19 protein-coding genes are annotated in these 19,664 nt (G+C 62.0%); 12 read left to right on the forward strand and 7 right to left on the reverse strand.

Going from position 1 to position 19,664, the window contains the following annotated elements; genetic code table 11:
• The first annotated feature begins 28 nt into the window (after positions 1 to 28).
• The 12 genes from DT070_RS12190 (at position 29) to nagZ (ending at position 12,365) form a co-directional block, all read left to right on the forward strand.
• The gene (locus DT070_RS12190) at positions 29 to 616 is read left to right on the forward strand and encodes a sigma-E factor negative regulatory protein (protein WP_228778505.1); all 588 of its coding nucleotides are present in this window, start codon (positions 29 to 31) and stop codon (positions 614 to 616) included.
• Positions 617 to 652: 36 nt separating this feature from the next.
• A complete protein-coding gene (locus DT070_RS12195) occupies positions 653 to 1,690 on the forward strand; it encodes a MucB/RseB C-terminal domain-containing protein (RefSeq protein WP_122955642.1) in 1,038 nt (345 codons plus the stop codon).
• Positions 1,691 to 1,789: 99 nt separating this feature from the next.
• On the forward strand, positions 1,790 to 3,250 hold the full coding sequence (locus DT070_RS12200; protein WP_122955643.1) for a DegQ family serine endoprotease: 1,461 nt from the start codon (positions 1,790 to 1,792) through the stop codon (positions 3,248 to 3,250).
• 593 nt (positions 3,251 to 3,843) lie between these two features.
• Positions 3,844 to 5,655 (forward strand): translation elongation factor 4, encoded by a 1,812-nt coding sequence (gene lepA / locus DT070_RS12205; RefSeq protein ID WP_122955644.1) that lies wholly within the window; start codon positions 3,844 to 3,846, stop codon positions 5,653 to 5,655.
• A gap of 11 nt (positions 5,656 to 5,666) precedes the next feature.
• Positions 5,667 to 6,632 (forward strand): signal peptidase I, encoded by a 966-nt coding sequence (gene lepB / locus DT070_RS12210; protein ID WP_122957376.1) that lies wholly within the window; start codon positions 5,667 to 5,669, stop codon positions 6,630 to 6,632.
• A 287-nt stretch (positions 6,633 to 6,919) separates the two neighbouring features.
• On the forward strand, positions 6,920 to 7,261 hold the full coding sequence (locus DT070_RS12215) for a DUF4845 domain-containing protein (RefSeq protein WP_122955645.1): 342 nt from the start codon (positions 6,920 to 6,922) through the stop codon (positions 7,259 to 7,261).
• Entirely contained in the window at positions 7,262 to 7,963 is a 702-nt protein-coding gene (gene rnc, locus DT070_RS12220; protein ID WP_122955646.1) for a ribonuclease III, read from the forward strand. It abuts the gene before it with no gap.
• 198 nt (positions 7,964 to 8,161) lie between these two features.
• Positions 8,162 to 9,118, forward strand: coding sequence for a GTPase Era (gene era, locus DT070_RS12225; RefSeq protein WP_122955647.1), 957 nt, complete (start codon positions 8,162 to 8,164; stop codon positions 9,116 to 9,118).
• A 145-nt stretch (positions 9,119 to 9,263) separates the two neighbouring features.
• The gene (recO, locus tag DT070_RS12230; RefSeq protein ID WP_122955648.1) at positions 9,264 to 10,013 is read left to right on the forward strand and encodes a DNA repair protein RecO; all 750 of its coding nucleotides are present in this window, start codon (positions 9,264 to 9,266) and stop codon (positions 10,011 to 10,013) included.
• Positions 10,014 to 10,025: 12 nt separating this feature from the next.
• The gene (locus tag DT070_RS12235) at positions 10,026 to 10,832 is read left to right on the forward strand and encodes a pyridoxine 5'-phosphate synthase (RefSeq protein ID WP_122955649.1); all 807 of its coding nucleotides are present in this window, start codon (positions 10,026 to 10,028) and stop codon (positions 10,830 to 10,832) included.
• Complete coding sequence (gene acpS / locus DT070_RS12240; protein ID WP_122955650.1) at positions 10,829 to 11,227, forward strand: holo-ACP synthase; 399 nt, start codon at positions 10,829 to 10,831, stop codon at positions 11,225 to 11,227. The genes DT070_RS12235 and acpS overlap by 4 nt, the downstream gene beginning before the upstream one ends.
• 79 nt (positions 11,228 to 11,306) lie before the next feature.
• A complete protein-coding gene (nagZ, locus tag DT070_RS12245) occupies positions 11,307 to 12,365 on the forward strand; it encodes a beta-N-acetylhexosaminidase (protein WP_122955651.1) in 1,059 nt (352 codons plus the stop codon).
• A gap of 136 nt (positions 12,366 to 12,501) precedes the next feature.
• Here the strand turns inward: nagZ and DT070_RS12250 are convergent, their stop codons facing one another.
• The 7 genes from DT070_RS12250 to DT070_RS12280 all read right to left on the reverse strand — a co-directional run bounded on the left by DT070_RS12250 (position 12,502) and on the right by DT070_RS12280 (position 19,462).
• Positions 12,502 to 13,008, reverse strand: coding sequence for a YgjP-like metallopeptidase domain-containing protein (locus DT070_RS12250; protein ID WP_122955652.1), 507 nt, complete (start codon positions 13,006 to 13,008; stop codon positions 12,502 to 12,504).
• A 132-nt stretch (positions 13,009 to 13,140) separates the two neighbouring features.
• Positions 13,141 to 14,700: a lysine--tRNA ligase gene (gene lysS / locus DT070_RS12255; protein WP_122955653.1), complete on the reverse strand. Its 1,560-nt coding sequence runs from the start codon at positions 14,698 to 14,700 to the stop codon at positions 13,141 to 13,143.
• Positions 14,701 to 14,836: 136 nt separating this feature from the next.
• Positions 14,837 to 15,499 carry an LON peptidase substrate-binding domain-containing protein gene (locus DT070_RS12260; RefSeq protein WP_122955654.1) on the reverse strand — a complete coding sequence of 221 codons (663 nt, stop codon included), beginning with the start codon at positions 15,497 to 15,499 and terminating at the stop codon, positions 14,837 to 14,839.
• 124 nt (positions 15,500 to 15,623) lie between these two features.
• Positions 15,624 to 16,496, reverse strand: a complete 873-nt coding sequence (accD, locus tag DT070_RS12265) for an acetyl-CoA carboxylase, carboxyltransferase subunit beta (RefSeq protein WP_092131730.1) — start codon at positions 16,494 to 16,496, stop codon at positions 15,624 to 15,626.
• 146 nt (positions 16,497 to 16,642) lie between these two features.
• Positions 16,643 to 17,461, reverse strand: coding sequence for a tryptophan synthase subunit alpha (gene trpA / locus DT070_RS12270; protein WP_122955655.1), 819 nt, complete (start codon positions 17,459 to 17,461; stop codon positions 16,643 to 16,645).
• On the reverse strand, positions 17,458 to 18,759 hold the full coding sequence (gene trpB / locus DT070_RS12275; RefSeq protein WP_122955656.1) for a tryptophan synthase subunit beta: 1,302 nt from the start codon (positions 18,757 to 18,759) through the stop codon (positions 17,458 to 17,460). The genes trpA and trpB overlap by 4 nt, the downstream gene beginning before the upstream one ends.
• Positions 18,737 to 19,462, reverse strand: a complete 726-nt coding sequence (locus DT070_RS12280; RefSeq protein WP_122955657.1) for a phosphoribosylanthranilate isomerase — start codon at positions 19,460 to 19,462, stop codon at positions 18,737 to 18,739. Before DT070_RS12280 ends, trpB begins: the two co-directional genes overlap by 23 nt.
• Positions 19,463 to 19,664: the final 202 nt, after the last annotated feature.

Raw genomic sequence — 19,664 nt, forward strand, 5'->3', positions numbered from 1 at the left:
GCCGCCCACGAACATCATGAAACCGTCCATGCAAACCAGCGAACTCATGTCTGCCCTGACCGATGGCCAATTGGGCGGAGAAGACTTTGCGGCCGCGCTCCAGGCTTGCCGGCAGGATGACTCAGCCGCCGCCAGCTGGGATACCTATCACCTGATCGGTGAAGCCTTGCGCGCTCCTGCGTTACCCGCGCTGGGTGCGGACATGGCATTTGTGGCGCGCCTGAACCATCGCCTAGCCGGGGAATCGCTGGCCGGCCCCGCTGCCGGCCTTACCCATGTTCCGGCGCCGGATGTGCCCCGACACCACGCGGCGGCCGCCAACGACAGCGATTTCCGCTGGAAGCTGGTCGCGGGCATTGCTTCGCTGGCCGCCGTATCTGCCATCGCATGGAATGCCGCCGGCCTGCTGCAACCCGCCGCAGCGCCGCAACTGGCCCAGGCGCCGGTTTCCCAGCAGGTGTTGGTCGCTTCGCCGCAGGGCCCGGTGGTGCGCGATGCGCGGCTTGAAGAACTGCTGGCCGCGCACAAGCAACTGGGCGGCACCTCGGCCTTGCAGGAGCCGTCGGGGTTTTTGCGCAATGCCACCTTTGAACCCCCCCGCAATGCCGGGCGCTAAAAGGGCGACAGACCGCACACGGTGCTTCGCAATACCATGAGTTTCAAGCCTTTTCGCCTTCTAGCCCTTGCTGCATATGCGCTTACTGCTATTAATTATGTAGCAGCACAGGCGTCGCCACCCGCTGCTGCCGCGACACCGGCGGAGTCCCGCAGCATCAACGACTGGCTGGTGCGCATGCATGAGGCCTCCCGCAAACGCTCTTATATCGGCACCTTTGTGGTCTCGTCGGGCGGCGCCATGTCCAGCGCCAAGATCTGGCATGTCTGCGAGGGCGACCAGCAGATCGAACGGGTCGAGACGCTCACCGGCGCGCCGCGCTCCATCTTCCGCCACAACGACCAGGTCGTCACCTTCATGCCCGACCACAAGGTGGTGCGCAGCGAGAAACGCGAATCGCTGGGCATGTTCCCCCAATTGCTGCAGTCCACCGACAGCCGCATCGCCGATTACTACAAAGTCCGGCAAGAGGGCACCGAGCGGGTGGCCGGCGTCGAGGCCGACATCGTGGTGCTGGTTCCCAAGGACAGCATGCGTTTCGGCTATCGCGTCTGGACCGAGCAGAAAAAAGGGCTGGTCGTGAAGCTGCAGACGCTGGACACGGACGGCAAGGTGCTCGAGCAGGCGGCGTTCTCCGAGCTGCAGCTCGATGCGCCGGTGAAGATGGACAAGCTCCTTCACATGATGGGCAAAGTGGACGGCTATCGCGTCGAAAAACCCGTCCTGGTCAAAACCACGGCGAGCGCCGAAGGCTGGGTGCTCAAGGCGCCCGTCGCCGGCTTCAAGCCCATGAGTTGCTACAAGCGGCCTGTTTCCGCGGCGGCCCCGTCCGGCCCTGCAGGGGCTGTAGCCGGTGAGGAACCGCTGCAATGGATCTTCACGGACGGGCTGGCATCGGTCTCCATCTTTGTCGAGCCTTTCGACCGGCAGCGCCACGACAAGGAATCCAGCCTGTCGATGGGGGCCACACAGACGATTACCCGCCAGCTGGATGCTTATTGGGTGACCGTCATGGGCGAAGTCCCCATGGCGACCCTGAAGCTCTTCGCCAACGGCCTGGAGCGCAAGAAATAATACGCAACCGGAATGCGCAGGCACTGCAGGTGCGGCAATCCCTGCAGTGACAGCGAGCCTGATTGCCTGACGACCCACATTTTTATGACGAGGCTGACGATGCTTGAATTGAACTGGAAACCCCTGCGCTCCTGCCTGACTGCGGCGTTGGTGGCCGCTGCTGCCGTCTCCACGCTGGTGCCGGTGGCGCCTGCCTGGGCGCAGAACCGCACCCTGCCGGACTTCACCGACCTGGTCGAGCAGGTCGGGCCGTCGGTGGTCAATATCCGCACGCTTGAGAAAGTGAAGGCTGCGGCCTCCGGCAGCGCCGACGAGCAGATGCTGGAGTTCTTCAAGCGCTTTGGCATTCCGGTCCCGCCCAATATGCCCCGCGCGCCCCGCCCTGATCGCGGCGCCCAACCCGACGAAGACCAGCCTCGCGGCGTAGGGTCCGGCTTCATCCTGACGGCAGACGGATTTGTCATGACCAACGCCCACGTGGTGGACGGCGCAGATGAAGTCATCGTCACCTTGACCGACAAGCGCGAATTCAAGGCCAAGATCATCGGCGCCGACAAACGCAGCGACGTCGCTGTCGTCAAGATCGAGGCCACGGGCCTGCCGGCCGTGAAGATCGGCGACATCAACCGCCTCAAGGTCGGCGAGTGGGTGATGGCCATCGGTTCGCCATTCGGGCTTGAAAACACCGTGACCGCGGGCATCGTGAGCGCCAAGCAGCGCGATACCGGCGACTACCTGCCTTTCATCCAGACCGACGTGGCCATCAACCCCGGCAATTCGGGCGGGCCGCTCATCAACATGCGCGGCGAGGTCGTGGGCATCAACAGCCAGATCTACTCGCGCTCCGGCGGCTTCCAGGGCATCTCTTTTTCGATCCCCATTGACGAGGCTGCCCGCGTATCCGACCAGCTGCGCAGCACCGGCAAAGTCACCCGGGGGCGCATTGGCGTCCAGATCGACCAGGTGACCAAAGAGGTGGCCGAGTCCATCGGCCTGGGCAAGGCGCAGGGCGCGCTGGTCAGGGGCGTGGAAAGCGGCGCACCCGCCGAAAAGGCCGGCATAGAGGCCGGCGACATCATCATCAAGTTCGACGGCAAGGCGATCGAAAAATCCAGCGATCTTCCGCGCATGGTGGGCAATGTGAAGCCGGGCACAAAGGCAGTGGTGACCGTGTTCAGGCGCGGCGCCAGTAAAGACCTCTCCGTCACCATCGGTGAGGTGGAGCCTGAAAAGCCAGCGCGCAAGGCTTCGGGGCCCGAGCCCAAGCCGCCGGTGGCCGGTGCCGCCCAGGCGCTGGGCCTTGTGGTTGGCGAAGTGACCGATGCGCAGAAGAAAGAGCTCAAGATCAAGGGCGGCGTCAAAGTCGAAACGGCGGATGCGGCGGCTGCACGCGCCGGCCTTCGCGAGGGCGACGTGATCGTGGCGATCGCCAACGCCGAAGTCGGCAGCGTCAAGGAGTTCGAAGCGGCCCTGGCAAAAATCGACAAGTCCAAGCCCATCAATGTGCTGTTCCGCCGCGGCGAATGGGCGCAGTACGCCCTGATACGCCCATCGCGTTAAACAGAAAAGAGCGCCCTGGGCTCAGCCTCTGGCTTACAGGGGTGATACCCGAGCGGGCCCTCCCATGGGACTTTTGCCATTCAAGGCCCCCATACCCTGCCGGATTTGGGGGCTTTTGGCAAATTGGGTCTGATTTTGTATCCACGCAAAAATATATTTTGAGGCGGATCCAGCGCCTCATTTGTTAGTGACTGCTCACAAAAAAACGGACCAATAACAGATTTCGGTAGAATGGGGGCTCGCCTCTGTGCCTTTTGGATATATCGGGATACATAAAGTCCCGCTTTCGATCTTAATTTTGGGTAATACCCATCGATCCACAGATCACCCACAAGTTGTCCAGAGACAAGCAGTTTAAAATTGTGAATAAGTTGTGTATAAGATTCTTGTTGCTAGGCTGCAACGACAAAAATATGGCCATTTTGGGACTGTTCGGCTCTGGCTTTTTGCCTACAATGAAGTTCCAACTATCGCAGTTGCCATAGATTGTTGGTTCAGGGCGCGTCGCTACTCGACGCGCCCTTTTTTATGGTCCCTTGCGAATTGAGTCCAACCTCTTCGCAATACTTTCAAGTACTTAGGCGTTCTCGTTGATGAATCACATCAGAAATTTTTCGATCATTGCGCACATTGATCACGGCAAATCCACGCTTGCTGATCGGCTCATCCAGCGCTGCGGCGGTTTGCAGGACAGAGAGATGAGTGCGCAGGTTCTGGATTCGATGGATATCGAAAAAGAGCGTGGGATAACCATCAAGGCGCAGACCGCTGCGCTCAAATACAAGGCACTCAACGGCGAGGTCTACAACCTCAATCTGATCGACACGCCGGGCCACGTCGACTTTTCCTATGAGGTGAGCCGCTCGCTGTCCGCATGCGAAGGCGCGTTGCTGGTGGTCGATGCCAGCCAGGGTGTGGAAGCGCAGACCGTTGCCAACTGCTACACCGCGCTGGATCTCGGCGTCGAGGTCGTGCCGGTGCTCAACAAGATGGATCTGCCGCAGGCCGACCCGGAAAACGCCAAGCAGGAAATCGAAGAAGTGATCGGCATCGATGCGACCGATGCGATTCCGTGCAGCGCCAAGACCGGCATGGGCATCGACGAAATCCTCGAGGCCATCGTCGCCAAAATCCCGTCGCCCAAAGGCAACCCGGACGGCCCGCTGCGCGCCATGATCATCGACAGCTGGTACGACGCCTATGTGGGCGTGGTCATGCTGGTGCGCGTGGTCGACGGCCGGATCGCCAAGGGCGACCGCATCAAGCTGATGGCCAGCGAGGCGACGTACAACGCCGAACAGCTGGGCGTCTTCACGCCGCACACCGAGCCGCGCCAGGCACTGGAGCCCGGTGAGGTGGGCTTTGTGATCGCCGGCATCAAGGAGCTGCAGGCCGCCCGTGTGGGCGACACGATCACATTGATCAAGCCCGGTACCGGCGGCGCGGCGTTTACCGCCACGGAGGCGCTGCCCGGCTTCAAGGAAATCCAGCCGGCCGTGTTTGCCGGCCTTTATCCGTCCGAGGCCAGCGAGTACGAGTCCCTGCGGGATGCGCTGGAAAAGCTCAAACTCAACGATGCGTCACTGCATTACGAGCCGGAAGTCAGCGAAGCGCTGGGATTTGGCTTTCGCTGCGGCTTCCTGGGCCTGCTGCACATGGAGATCGTCCAGGAGCGGCTGGAGCGCGAGTTCGACCAGGACCTGATCACCACGGCGCCTAGCGTGGTGTATGAAGTGCTGAGGACTGACGGCGAAACCATCAAGGTCGAGAATCCGTCCAAAATCCCGGACGGCGGGAAAGTCAACGAGATCCGCGAACCCATCGTGACCGTGCACTTGTATATGCCGCAGGATTATGTGGGCGCCGTCATGACGCTGGCCAACCAGAAGCGCGGCATCCAGCTGAACATGGCCTACCACGGCAAACAGGTAATGCTGACCTACGAAATGCCGCTGGGCGAGATCGTGCTGGACTTCTTCGACAAGCTCAAGTCCGTTTCACGCGGCTACGCGTCCATGGACTACGAATTCAAGGAATTCCGGGCCTCCGACGTGGTGAAGGTCGACATTTTGCTCAACGGCGAGAAGGTGGACGCACTGTCCATCATCGTCCACCGCAGCCAGTCGGCCTACCGTGGGCGGGCGGTGGTGGCCAAAATGCGCGAGATCATCTCCCGCCAGCAGTTCGACGTGGCGATCCAGGCGGCCATCGGGGCCAACATCATTGCGCGTGAGACAATCAAGGCACTTCGCAAAAACGTGATCGCCAAGTGCTACGGCGGCGACATTTCACGCAAGCGCAAGCTCCTTGAAAAACAAAAAGCGGGTAAAAAACGCATGAAACAAATCGGTTCCGTGGAAGTGCCCCAAGAGGCTTTCCTGGCCATCTTGCAGGTAGAAGACTGATGCGCGGTGCAATGAGCTCAATCACGGCGGCGGTGCTGGCGGCCTTTGTCGGCTACGGTGCCGCCTGGTACTTCGGCATCGTCGAAGGCAACTTCTCACTGCTGCTGTTCCTGGCATCCGTGGTCACCGGCATTTACTGGCTGGCCGAGCGGTTCTACTTTTTGCCCCAGCGCCACCAGGCCGTCGCGGCACTTGAAGAAGCCACCGCCAAACGCCGCGCGGAACTGGCGGAAAAGGGAATCAGCCAGGTCGACAACAATCTTGATGAAGCCAAAACCCGGCTCATCATGCAGCCGTGGTGGCTGGATTGGACTGCCGGCCTCTTCCCGGTGATCGTGGTGGTCTTCCTGCTGCGCTCCTTCCTGTTCGAGCCCTTCAAGATTCCATCGGGCTCCATGATCCCGACCCTGCTCATCAACGACCTGATCCTGGTCAACAAATTCCACTATGGCGTACGCCTGCCGGTGCTCAACATCAAGGTGCTGGACAACAACAGCCCGCAGCGCGGCGATGTGATGGTGTTTCGCTACCCGCCCAAGCCAAGCCTGGATTACATCAAGCGTGTGGTGGGCGTGCCGGGCGATGAAGTGGCCTACCTGAACAAGAAGTTGACGATCAATGGACAGCCCGTGAGCAAGACGGCCTTGCCGGACTTCTTTGATACGGACACGCTGAGCTACTCCAAGCAGTTTGAAGAGGCGCTCGGCAGCAAGACGCACCGCATACTTAACTATGCCAATGCAGCGCCCTTCATCAACTCCACCTACGACTTTCCATTCAAGACCAACTGCCGCTACAGCATCGAGGGTGTGGTCTGCAAGGTGCCGGAAGGCCAGTATTTCATGATGGGCGACAACCGGGACAACTCCGAGGATTCCCGGTATTGGGGCTTTGTGCCAGAGAAAAATATCGTGGGCAAAGCCTTTTTTGTCTGGATGAATTTCGGCAACCTCAAGCGCATCGGTTCATTTAACTAGAACAACGAACCGGGGCAGGGCCGGGATAGCCGGCTGGCCGGATTCACGCACAAGGCAATGAAAGCATCGCCCGCCCGGTCAGGACGGGGCCTTTTGCTCTTCCGTTCCTGGTGCGGGCGCTTTCCATTCAGGCTTAATTGCCGTTACAGTAGCGGGGGCGTTGTGGGAAGGCGTGTGCTTCGCGTACATGTGGGAACCCCACCCATTAATTTTTCCGGATGGCCGTCTGCGCAATCTCCATTGTGAGTCGCGGGCCGAGGGCTTATTTTGTTAGTGCAGGAGTAAAAATGAAACATCAGCAACGTGGCATTTCCTTCATCGGTCTTCTGTTTGTGTGCGTCGTCCTTGTATGCGCCGGCATTTTGGCCGCCCAAGTGTTTCCGACACTCGTGGAGTTCCAGGCCATCACCAAGGCCGTCGCCAAGGCCAGGGAAGGTAATACCGTGGCGGAAGTGCGGGCCATTTTTGACAAGGCTGCCGCCATTGACGACATCAAGTCGATCCAGGGCAAAGACCTGGAAGTGACCAAAGAGGGTGACAAAACCGTGGTTTCGTTTGCCTACAACAAGGAAATCCATATGGCCGGCCCCGCTTTTTTGCTGCTGAAGTACACCAATAAATCCAAATAAGTGCGAACCGGCGCTACATCCAACCCGGGTCTGCCGGCGCTGCAAAAGCGCCTGGAGCATGAGTTCTCCAATCCCAAGCTGCTGCAGCAGGCACTGACGCACCGCAGCTTTTCCGCAGACCACAACGAGCGCATCGAGTTTCTGGGCGACTCCGTCCTGAATCTGGCGGTTGCCGGCCTGCTTTATGAGCAATTGAGCGAACTGCCTGAAGGCGACCTGTCGCGCGTGCGCGCCAACCTGGTCAAGCAGGACACGCTGCACAAGCTGGCCGTGGTGCTGGGCCTGCCCGACATGGTGCGGCTCGGAGAGGGCGAGGCCAAATCGGGCGGCCACAAGCGCCCGTCCATCCTGGCCGATGCGCTGGAGGCCGTGATCGGCGCGGTTTACCTGGATGCGGGTTTTGAAACCGCCAACCAGCTGGTGCGCCGCCTCTTCAAGGACGTTGAAATCAACCCCCAGATGCAGGCCATCGGCAAGGATCCGAAGACCGAATTGCAGGAGTGGTTGCAAGGGCGCAAAATGAACCTGCCCATCTACCGGGTGGTAGGCACCATGGGCGCCGCCCACAAGCAGACATTCGACGTGGAATGCGAAATCGCCGAGTACGGCCGGGCCGAGCGCGGCATCGGCGGCTCGCGCCGCGCCGGGGAGCAAGCCGCTGCGGCGGCCATGCTGATGTTTGTCAAAACGCTGGATTCCTGACTCCGCGCCGGTGCAGCCGCCCTACGGCTTGCAGGCCAACACACCAAGATTATGAGTACAGGTAAAAAAGACCCCCAGGCGCCGAAAAAACCGGCCGCCGCCCCCGCCGCCAAACCACAGGCCAGGCCCGCTGCCAAGCCCAAAGCGGGGCCGGCGAAAGCTCTGGATGCCGCCCAGCCGCCCGATGCGCTGGAAGCCATGCTGGCGCAGGCCCTGTCTTCGCGCGGTGCGGCCGTGCCTGCCGCAGCCGGTGCTGCGTCGGCGCCCCCGGTGGGCGAGCAGCGCTGCGGCCTGATCGCCATCGTCGGCAAGCCCAATGTGGGCAAATCCACCCTGCTCAATGCCCTGGTGGGGCAAAAGATCAGCATCACCTCGCGCAAGGCCCAGACCACGCGTCACCGCATCACCGGCATGCGCACTGTCGAGGCGACGCAGTATGTGTTTGTCGACACGCCGGGCTTCCAGACCCGGCACGGCAATGCGCTGAACCGCTCGCTGAACCGCACGGTGGTGGGCGCCGTCAACGACGTGGACCTGATCGTTTTTGTGGTGGAAGCCGGCCAGTTCAACCAGGCCGACGCCAAGGTGCTGGCCCTGCTGCCCGAGAAAACGCCTGCGATTTTGCTGGCCAACAAGTTCGACCTGATCCACCGCCGCGCCGAGATCGCGCCCTGGCTCAGGGAAATGCAGGAACGCCACAACTTTGCCGAGTTCGTGCCGATGTCGGCCAACAACGCCAAGGACATCGAACGCCTGTTCGGCATCTGCGAAAAATACCTGCCGGTCCAGCCCTGGATGTACGGCGCCGACGAGCTGACCGACCGCAGCGACCGCTTCATGGCCGCCGAGATCATTCGCGAAAAACTGTTTCGCCTGACCGGCGACGAGTTGCCCTACACCTCGACCGTCATCATCGACCAGTACGAGGAAGAGGGCGCCTTGCGCAAGATCGCGGCCACCATCGTGGTCGAGCGCGACGGCCACAAGGGCATGATCATTGGCGAGAAGGGTGAAAAGCTCAAACGCATAGGCACCGAAGCCCGCCATGAACTCGAGACGCTGACCGGCGGCAAAGTGTTCCTGGAGATCTGGGTCAAGGTCCGCTCCGGCTGGGCCGACGACGAAGCCAGAGTGAAAACGTTCGGCTACGAGTGATGTCGCCCCCACGGTCGCTCACTTCGTGTAGCTTCCTGCCCCCCGAGGGGGCCGCTCGCCCTGCGGCCCGGCAAAGCCGGTTCCGCGGCTCATGCTGGGTTGAAGAACCCCGCAGTTCCCGCTGTGGCTCCATTCCCTGACGCCCATGGCCAACAAACGCATAGGCGATGAGCCGGCCTACGTCCTGCATCGCTACGACTGGAGCGAATCCAGCCTGATCCTGGAAGTGTTCACGCGCAAGTACGGGCGGGTGGCGCTGGTGGCGCGGGGGGCTAAAAAGCCCAGTTCCAGTTTCCGGCCTATCCTGCTGCCTTTGCAGCCGCTGCACATCGCCTTTGGCGGCGACGCCGAAATCCGCACGCTCAAGAGCGCCGAATGGCAGGGCGGCCACGTCATGCCCACAGGGGATGCGCTGCTGTCGGGTTACTACCTCAATGAGCTGTTGATGCGCCTGATGGCCCGCGATGATCCGCATCCGGTGCTGTTTGACGCCTACGCCGCCACGGTGCAGCTGCTCGCGGCGCAAAGCGCGGAAACCCTGCAGCTGGCGCTGCGCGCGTTTGAGCTCCGGCTGCTGCGCGATATCGGCTTTTTGCCGCTGCTCGATGTTGAAACCGCCACCCTGGCGCCGTTGGATCCGGACACGCGTTACGTGCTGGTGCCCGAGGCCGGCCTCAGGCAGGCGCACGACGACGACCGCGTCAGCCTGCCCGGCGGGCAGTGGCAGGCGCTGCAGCAGGCGCTGGGCGAAGAGGCCCTGTTTTCCGACACGGTGCGGGCCTGTATCCCCGGCTTCAATGAGCTCAAGACCCAGTTGCGAGGCCTGCTGCACTACCATTGCGGCGTCAAGGTCCTGAAAACCCGGCAGATGATGATGGACCTGCAAGCTTTCTAACGAGCCACCGCCATGAAAATCCTTTCTCCCGCTCCTCTGGTGTCCCATGTGTATGACAAGACCGCGCTGTCGGTCAACGTCAACAAGGTCGCCTTGCTGCGCAATTCGCGCCACCTGGACATCCCCAGCGTGCGCCGCGCCGCCGAGCTGTGCCTGGAGGCCGGCGCCCAGGGCATCACGGTGCACCCGCGCCCCGACGAGCGCCACATCCGCCCCGACGACGTCTTTGAACTTGCCGCGCTGATGAAAGACTGGCCCGATCGCGAGTTCAACATCGAAGGCAACCCCTTCCAGAACCTGATGGGTTTTGTGCACGACCTCGCCGCCCGCGGCCTGCCGCTGCACCAGTGCACCTTTGTGCCCGACAGCGAAGACCAGTTCACCAGCGACCACGGCTGGAATTTCCCCGAAGACGCCGAGCGCCTGGCGCCGCTGATTCAAGAGGTGCATGACCGCCGCGTGCGCGTCAGCCTTTTCATGGACCCGGTGCCCGAAGCCATGGCCGCCGCCAAAGCCGTGGGCGCCGACCGCGTGGAGTTCTACACCGAGACCTATGCGCGCGCCTGGGGCACGCCTGAAAAGGCTGAAGTCCTGGCCCGCTTTACCCGCGCAGGCCAGGCCGCCGCGGCAGCCGGCCTGGGCATCAACGCCGGCCACGACCTGAACCGCGACAACCTCACCGAGTTTGTGCGTGAGGTGCCCAATGTGCTCGAGGTGTCGATAGGCCACGCTTTTGTGGCCGACGCGCTGGAGCTGGGTTACGCCGCCACCACCCGCCGTTACCTACTTAGCATTGCTCAAGCTTTTGCCCCGGCATGATTTACGGTATCGGCACTGATATCTGCGACGTGCGCCGCATCCGCGCCAGCCTTGAACGGCATGGCGAGCGCTTTGCCCGCAAGATTCTCGCCGACGGCGAACTCGCCACCTGGAAGGACCGCAGCGCGCGCTGGCCGGATCGCGGCGTGGCCTACCTGGCCACCCGGTTTTCCGCCAAAGAGGCCTTCAGCAAGGCCATAGGCACCGGCATGCGCATGCCCATGACCTGGCGCTCCTGCGAGATCGCCAAGGCCCCCAGCGGCAAACCTGAAATCGTTTTGCATGGCGCTCTCAAGACCTGGTTCGAGGCGCGCCAGCTCACCGCGCATGTCACCGTGACCGACGAAACCGACTACGCCGCCAGTTTCTGCGTTGTAGAGAAAATGGGGCTGTAGCCCTTATCTTTACTGCACATGTAGCTATCAATTTAATAGTAAACAGCCCCAGGCCAAGAGCAACTCCCGGATTCCTTTTATGACCCAGCACGCCCCCCTCATTATCGACATCGCCGGCACCGCACTCACCAAGGCCGACCGCCGGCGCCTGAAACACCCGCTCACCGGCGGCATTATTTTGTTCGGCCGCAACTGGAAAGACCGGCGCGAACTCAGCGAACTGTGCCTGGAGATCAAAGACATCCGTGAAGACCTGCTGATCTGCGTCGACCACGAAGGCGGCCGTGTGCAGCGCTTCAGGACCGACGGCTTCACCCACCTGCCGCCCATGCGCGAACTCGGCAACTTGTGGATGAAAGACCAGCTGGCGGCCACCAATGCCGCCACCGCCTGCGGTTATGTGCTGGGCGCCGAGCTGCGCGCCTCGGGCGTCGACTTCAGCTTCACGCCTGTGCTCGACCTGGATTACGGCGAAAGCGGCGTCATCGGCGACCGCGCTTTCGGGCGCGACCCGCGCGTCGTCACCTTGCTGGCCAAAAGCCTGATGCATGGCTTGCTGCAAGCCGGCATGGCCAATTGCGGCAAACACTTTCCCGGCCACGGTTTCGTCAAGGCCGACTCCCACACCGACATCCCCGTGGACAAACGCAGCCTCAAAGCCATCCTGGCCGACGACGCCGCGCCTTACGAATGGCTCAACACCACGCTCAGCAGCGTGATGCCCGCCCACGTGATCTATCCCAAGGTAGACGCCCGCCCGGCCGGCTTTTCAAGCCAGTGGCTGAACTTCATCCTGCGCAGCCAGCTCGGTTTTGGCGGCGCGATTTTCAGCGACGACCTCAGCATGGCCGGCGCCCGGCTGATCGACGGCAAAGAGGTGAGCTACACCGAAGCGGCCGTGACGGCGTTGACCGCCGGCTGCGACATGGTGCTGCTGTGCAACCAGTCGGTCGGCGATGGCCAGCCGGTGGACGAGCTGCTCGACGGCATGGCCGAGGCGCTGCTCAAAGGCCAGTGGGAGGCGATGGAAGCCAGCGAGCTGCGGCGGCTGGCCTTGCTGCCGCAGGGCAGGGCGTTCGGCTGGGACGAGCTGATGGTGCAGCCGGCGTACATGCATGCGCTGGGGCTGGTTCCCTGAGTCCCTTAGATTCGAGTTAAGAGTGTTTTGGGCCTCCAGCCCATATCCCAACTTGGTTTGTAGCTCCTGAATTGATAGCAAAATATCCGGGTTTTCATCTGAGTAAATCTGCGTAATCTGCGGATAAATTCAGATCCTATGCCCCGGGCCACGCCAGCTTCCCCACCTCATCCAGGTGCGTGAGGTACACCCGCAAATCAAACTCATACTGGTGATACTGCGGCTCCATGTAGGTGCACAGCTGGTAGAAGGCCTTGTCATGCGCCTTCTCCTTGATGTGCGCCAGTTCGTGCACCGCAATCATCCGCAAAAACTCCACCGGTACGTCCTTGAACAGCGTGGCCACGCGAATCTCGCGTTTGGCTTTGAGTTTGCTCCCCTGCACGCGTGACACGGTGGTGTGCGTGCCCAGCGCGTGGGCGATCACGTGGAGCTTGCTGTCGAACGCAACCTTGGAGAGGGGCTCCGAGTTGCGCAGGAAGTCGTTCTTCAGGCCCATCACGTAGTCGTACAAGGCCTTGTCCGTCCGCACGCCGTGGGCCTGCGGGTATTTGGCGAGCAGCACCTCGCCCAGCCGGCCTTGCGTGAGCAACTGCTGCACCTGTGCGGTGAGATTTTCCGGGTAACCGGCAAGGTACTTCAATACCACCCCCGTCCAGGCTCACTGCGTGTAGCCTGTTCCCCCCTCAAGGGGACGGCGCCAGCGGTCTGGCAAAGCCAGTCCCGCGGCCCCTGCTGGTGTGGAATCGGGGATGGCGAAGCGCCCGGTCGTGGGCTAAACCTCACGTCGCAATGCAGGAAAGAGAATCACGTCGCGAATGCTGGCGCTGTCCGTCAACAGCATCATCAGGCGGTCAATCCCCACGCCGCAGCCGCCGGTGGGCGGCATGCCGTATTCGAGGGCGCGCACAAAGTCGTGGTCATAGAACATGGCTTCGTCGTCGCCGCTGTCTTTGGCGGCCACCTGGGCGTTGAAGCGGGCGGCCTGCTCTTCGGCGTCGTTCAGCTCGCTGAAGCCGTTGCCGAATTCGCGGCCGGTGATGTACAGCTCAAAGCGCTCGGTCACTTCGGGGCGTGTGTCGTTGGCACGCGCCAGCGGCGAAATCTCCGTCGGGTGCTCCATGATGAAGGTCGGCTGCCAGAGCTTTTCCTCGACCAGCTCTTCAAAATACAGCACCTGCAGGCTGGCCAGCGAGCGGGTTGAGAGGCGGTCTTTTTCCTCGTTCATGCCCAGCTTGCGCAGCGCATTCGTCAGCCAGGCGGCGTCGTCGACATGCTCGCCGGCTTCGGTGTGCTTGAGGATGGCTTCGCGGATCGTCAGGCGGGCAAAGGGTTTGGCGAGGTCGACCTTTTCTTCCTTGCCGCCGTAGCTCAACTGCAGCGTGCCCACAGCCTTTTGCGCGGCGTCGCGGATCAATGCCTCGGTGAAGTCCATCAGGTCGTTGTAGTCCCAGTACGCCGCATAGAACTCCATCATGGTGAATTCGGGGTTGTGCCGCACCGAGATGCCCTCGTTGCGGTAGCTGCGGTTGATCTCGAAGACGCGGTCAAAACCGCCAACGATCAGGCGCTTGAGGTAGAGCTCCGGCGCGATGCGCAAAAACATCTCCTGGTCCAGCGCGTTGTGGTGCGTCTTGAAGGGCTTGGCATTGGCGCCGCCCGGGATGGGGTGCAGCATCGGCGTTTCGACTTCGAGGAAGTCGTGGGCGACCATGAATTCGCGGATCGAGCTGACGGCCTTGCTGCGCGCGGTGAAGCGCTTGCGGGCCTGCTCGTCGGTGATCAGGTCGACATAACGCTGGCGGTATTTTTGTTCCTGGTCGGCCATGCCGTAAAAATCGCCGGGCAGGGGGCGCAGGCTCTTCGTCAACAGGCGCACGCTGGTCGCGTGGATGGACAGCTCGCCGGTCTTGGTCTTGAAGACCTTGCCCTCGGCCGCGATGATGTCGCCCAGATCCCAGTGCTTGAAGGCGGCGTAGAGCTCTTCGCCGATTTCGTCGCGCGTGAGGAAAATCTGGATACGCCCGGTGCTGTCTTGCAGGGTCGCAAAACTCGCCTTGCCCATCACGCGCTTGAGCATCATGCGGCCGGCAATCTTGGCGGGAATCGCTTCCGCGGCCAGCGCTTCGCCATCCTTGTCGCCGTGGGCGGCGTGCAGCTTGCCGGCGTGGTCGGCGGGCTTGAAGTCGTTGGGAAAGGCCACGCCTTTGCCGTCTGCCTGGTTCTGGCGCAAGACCTTGAGCTTTTCGCGGCGCTCGACGATCAGCTTGTTGTCGTCCTGCGGGGCGGGGGCGGTGTTGCTTGCGGCAGTGGGCGGAGTCGGCTGGTTGGACATAAGGTCAGGGTTCCGGAAAGGGTCGAAAAGGTGTCGGGCGCCGCGCCCACGAGAGGTGGGCCTGAAAAGCGCCGAATTGCCGATTTTAAGTGACGCGGGCGTTGTGCCGCAGGTGCCTGAAAAGGCGTATTTGGCGTCAGAGCGCGATGCCGGTGCGCTCGAGGATATCGCTCACCAGCTCCAGCCGCGCCAGGGGGTTGTCCAGCGCCATCAGGCGTTGCTTGAGCTCCAGCGGGATCGGCAGCAGCTCGCACCAGCGATTGGACACCCAGCCGCAATCGTCCAGCCGGTAGGGCGCCAGCAGCGGCATCTGGGCCTGCGGTATGTCGCGCACCTGCAGGCTTTTGATCAGCCTGCCCAGGGCGTCGGCTGTGCCCTGCAGGTCGGGCGGAACAGCGACGGACTGGTCGTCTTCGAGCCGGGTGACATCGGCGATCCACAAGCCGTGCTTGAGTTTTTCACGGCGGGATATTTCAAAGCGCTGCGCACCGGTGCAGCGGATGACCATCAGGCCCGGCTGGGGAATGGAGAATTCGGTGATGGTGGCAAGGGTGCCCACGGTGCTGAAAACTTCGTTCGCAAAGCCGTCACCCGTGGGGGAGCCGGCGTCTGCCGGCCGGCGCACCTCGGAGCCTTCGGTGAGCGACACCACGCCGAAAGGCGCGCCGGCCTTGTGGCATTTGCCGATCATGTCGAGGTAGCGGACCTCGAAGATGCGCAGCGGCAGCAAGCCGCCGGGATACAACACCGCGCCCAGCGGAAAGAGGGGAAGGGAGCTCAGCGTCAAGGCTTCTGGCATGGTCTCATCGTGCTTTGGAGTGCCGTGAACCACATCATCCCATGTGACCCGAGCGGTGAAATTTTCGGGCGGCTAATACGCTTTGCTTCAGGGGCTTTTCGGGTTTTCAGACCTTGCCGGCTTTTCAGCTGACGGCATCGGCCGGCTGGCGCAGCAGCATGGCCAGCGAGTTGGCCACGGTCTTGCGCAGTTCCCGGCGGTCGCAAATCAGGTCGACAGCGCCCTTGGTCTGCAGGAACTCGGCACGCTGGAAGCCTTCCGGCAGCGTCACGCGCACGGTGGACTCAATCACACGCGGGCCGGCAAAGCCGATCAGGGCCTTGGGCTCGGCAATCACAATGTCGCCTACGAAGGCAAAGCCGGCGCTCACACCGCCCATGGTCGGGTCGGTCAGCACGCTGATGTAGGGCAGGCCTTTTTTGGCCAGGCGGGTCAGGGCGGCGTTGGTTTTGGCCATCTGCATCAGGCTCAAAAGGCCTTCCTGCATGCGCGCGCCGCCGGTGGCGGTAAAGCAGATAAAAGGCACTTTTTGCTCGATGGCCGCGTGCACGCCGCGCACAAAGCGCTCGCCCACCACGCTGCCCATGCTGCCGCCCATGAAGTCGAATTCAAAACAGGCCACCACCACGCCGATGCTGTGCACCGCGCCGCCCATGACCACGAGTGCGTCGGTCTCCTGGGTGTTTTCGAGGGCTTCTTTCAGGCGCTCGGGGTACTTGCGGCTGTCCTTGAATTTGAGGGCGTCGACGGGCAGAACTTCCTGCCCCAGCTCATAACGGCCTTCCGGGTCCAGAAAAGCATCCAGCCGGGCGCGTGCGCCTATGCGGTGGTGATGGCTGCACTGCGGGCAGACGTTCTGGTTTTTTTCCAGGTCGGTCTTGTAGAGCACGGCCTCGCAGCTCGGGCATTTGATCCACAGGCCTTCGGGCACGCTGCGGCGCTCGGTCGGGTCGGTGGGGCTGATTTTGGGCGGGAGGAGTTTTTCTAACCAAGACATGTGTGTCAGTCCTTATGGTGTCGGGCGGCGCCTGGGCGCTTTTCAGCTTTTGGCCTTTTGGGCCTTCGGGCTCTTTGCCGGGCGAAAAGCGCAATTATGCGCCGGGTTCAAGCCCTTATTTTGCCCAGCAAAAGAGGCCTCCAAAGTCAGTCCAAAGCAGTACGGATTTCCTTCAAAAAGTCATGCGCAACCGCGGCAACCTTGTCCCGCGGCTGGTTTTCAATCAGCTGGATGATCTTGCTGCCGATCACCACCGCGTCGGCCACCTTGCCGATAGCCTTGGCCGTGGCGGCATCGCGAATGCCGAAGCCGACGCCCACGGGCACGTTCACATGCTTGCGGATGCGCGGCAGCATGGCTTCCACGGCGTCCACGTCCAGCGTGCCGGCGCCTGTCACGCCCTTGAGCGAGACGTAGTACACATAACCGCTGGCCACTTCGGCCACCTGGGCCATGCGGGTGTCGGTGCTGGTGGGGGCCAGCAGGAAGATCAGGTCCATGCCATGGGCACGCAGCCGGGCGGCGAATTCCACGCATTCTTCCGGCGGGTAGTCGACGATCAGCACGCCGTCCACGCCGGCCTGTGCGGCGTCGCGGATGAAGGCGCTTTCGGTTTTGCTGCCGCCGTGTTTGATGTCGTAGCGCTCGACCGGGTTGGCGTAGCCCATCAGAACGATGGGCATAGTGCTGTTTTTGGTGCGGAACTGGCGCACCATCTCCAGTACCTGCGCCAGGCCAATGCCCAGCGACAAGGCTTTTTCACCGGCCTTCTGGATCACGGGACCGTCGGCACTCGGGTCGGAAAACGGCACGCCCAGTTCGATCACGTCGGCGCCACCGGCTACCATCGCGTGCATCAGCTCGGGGGTGACGTCGGCAAACGGGTAGCCCGCCGTGACGTAGGGAATCAAGGCCTTGCGGCCCTGGCTTTTGAGCGTGGAGAAGGTGGTCGCAATGCGGCTCATGACTGCACCCCGCTGCCCTTGGCGCCGCTGGCGTCGAAGGAGGCCGCGGATGCCGGGCCGCCCTTGACGGAGAGGCCGCGCATCGAAGGCCGGTCGTAAAACTCGGCACCGGACAGGTCGGCCACCGTGCCGATGTCCTTGTCGCCCCGGCCTGACAGGTTGACGAGCAGGCTTTGGTCGGGGCGCATGGTACGCGCCATCTTCATGGCGCAGGCCACGGCGTGGCTGGATTCCAGCGCCGGGATGATGCCTTCGGTGCGGCACAGGTAGTGAAAGGCCTCCAGCGCCTCGGTGTCGGTGATGCCGACGTATTCGGCGCGGCCTATGTCTTTGAGGAAGGCGTGCTCGGGGCCCACGCCGGGATAGTCGAGACCCGCGCTGATGCTGTGCGTTTCGGTGACCTGGCCATCGTCATTTTGCAGCACATAGGTGCGGTTGCCGTGCAGCACGCCCGGCAGGCCGCGCTGCAGCGACGCCGAGTGCTTGCCGCTGTCCAGGCCCTCGCCGGCCGCCTCGACGCCGATCAGGCGGGTTTTGGCGTGCTGGATATAAGGGTGGAAGATGCCCATGGCGTTGCTTCCGCCGCCCACGCAGGCGATCACCGCGTCAGGTTGCTTCGTGCCGATGAACTCCGGCATCTGCTGCAGGCATTCGGTGCCGATCACGCTCTGGAAGTCACGGACCATCATCGGGTAGGGGTGCGGGCCCGCCACCGTGCCGATGATGTAGAAAGTGTTGTCCACATTGGCAACCCAGTCGCGCATGGCTTCGTTGAGCGCGTCTTTCAATGTCTTGCTGCCGCTTTCAACCGGCACCACCGTGGCGCCGAGCAAATTCATGCGGTAGACATTGGGGCTTTGGCGCTTGACGTCTTCGCTGCCCATATAGACCACACATTCCAGGCCGTAACGCGCGCAGATGGTGGCTGTGGCCACGCCGTGCTGGCCTGCACCGGTTTCGGCAATGACACGCGGCTTGCCCATGCGGCGTGCCAGCATGGCCTGGCCAATGGTGTTGTTGATCTTGTGCGCGCCGGTGTGGTTGAGGTCTTCGCGCTTGAGGTAAATCTGCGCGCCGCCCTGCTCACGGCTCATGCGTGCGGCGTGGTAGATCGGGGAAGGGCGGCCTACAAAATGCGCCAGCTCAGAGTGGAATTCAGCGATGAACTCCGGGTCGTGCTGGTATTTGGCGTAAGCGTCTTTGAGCTCGTTGATGGCGTGCGTCAGGGTTTCTGAAACAAAACTGCCGCCGTAAATTCCGAAATGGCCTGAAACGTCAGGCTGGTGGTACTCGTACATGGTTGGGACTCTTTGCAAGTAGTTCGTCGGCGGCGCGAACGGCCGCTACAAACTGGTTGATCTTGTCGGCGCTTTTGATTCCTTTGGAAATCTCGACGCCCGAACTGACATCAACGGCCAGCGTTGTGCAACGCGGCCTGACTTGCAAAATGCCATCGATCACATTTGCAGGCGTCAATCCACCAGACAAAACGAGGTGAGCGCTGACGTTTGGAGGAAGAAGTGACCAATTGAATGTTTTCCCGCCGCCGCCATAACCTTCGACATGAGCGTCGAGCAGGATGGCTTGTGCGGCCTTGAAGTCTTGCGCGTATTTTACGAGATCGAAGCCGGCAGGCGTTCCCGGCGTGTTTTCAGTGGTTTTTCCACCTAATGGAATGCGTGCGGCGCGCATGAAAGGCCGGCCGGCCTCCAGGCAGGCTTCCGGCGTTTCATCACCATGAAATTGCACTAAAGCCGTTGGTATGTCTGTACAGGCAGCTATGATTTTTGTAGCAGGCGCATTCACGAAAAGCAGCACCGGGGTGACAAAAGGCGGCAGTCGGCGGGCCAGCTCGGCGGCGCGTTCGGCGCTGACGTAACGCGGGCTGGCCTCATACATCACAAAACCGACCGCATCGGCCCCCGCAGCCACGGCCGCATCCACATCTTCCTCACGGGTGAGGCCGCAGATCTTGATTCGGGTGCGGGTGGCGGGTGTCATGGAAACCAATCATAGGCGACCGGGGGAACCGGTTGGCCGTAGTGGTTTTCGTCCATGGAAACTGAAAGTACGGGCCATTCGACGAAAAATCGGCGCGGACACCCCGACGCCGCGCTGCGCGATCACGCTCTGTGGCGTTTCGGGGTAACGGGACACTGCCGGGCGAGCCAATGGTCAGCCTAATCCGTTTTCGGGGTGCCGA

This window comes from Polaromonas sp. SP1 (assembly GCF_003711205.1).
Taxonomy (GTDB): domain Bacteria; phylum Pseudomonadota; class Gammaproteobacteria; order Burkholderiales; family Burkholderiaceae_C; genus Polaromonas.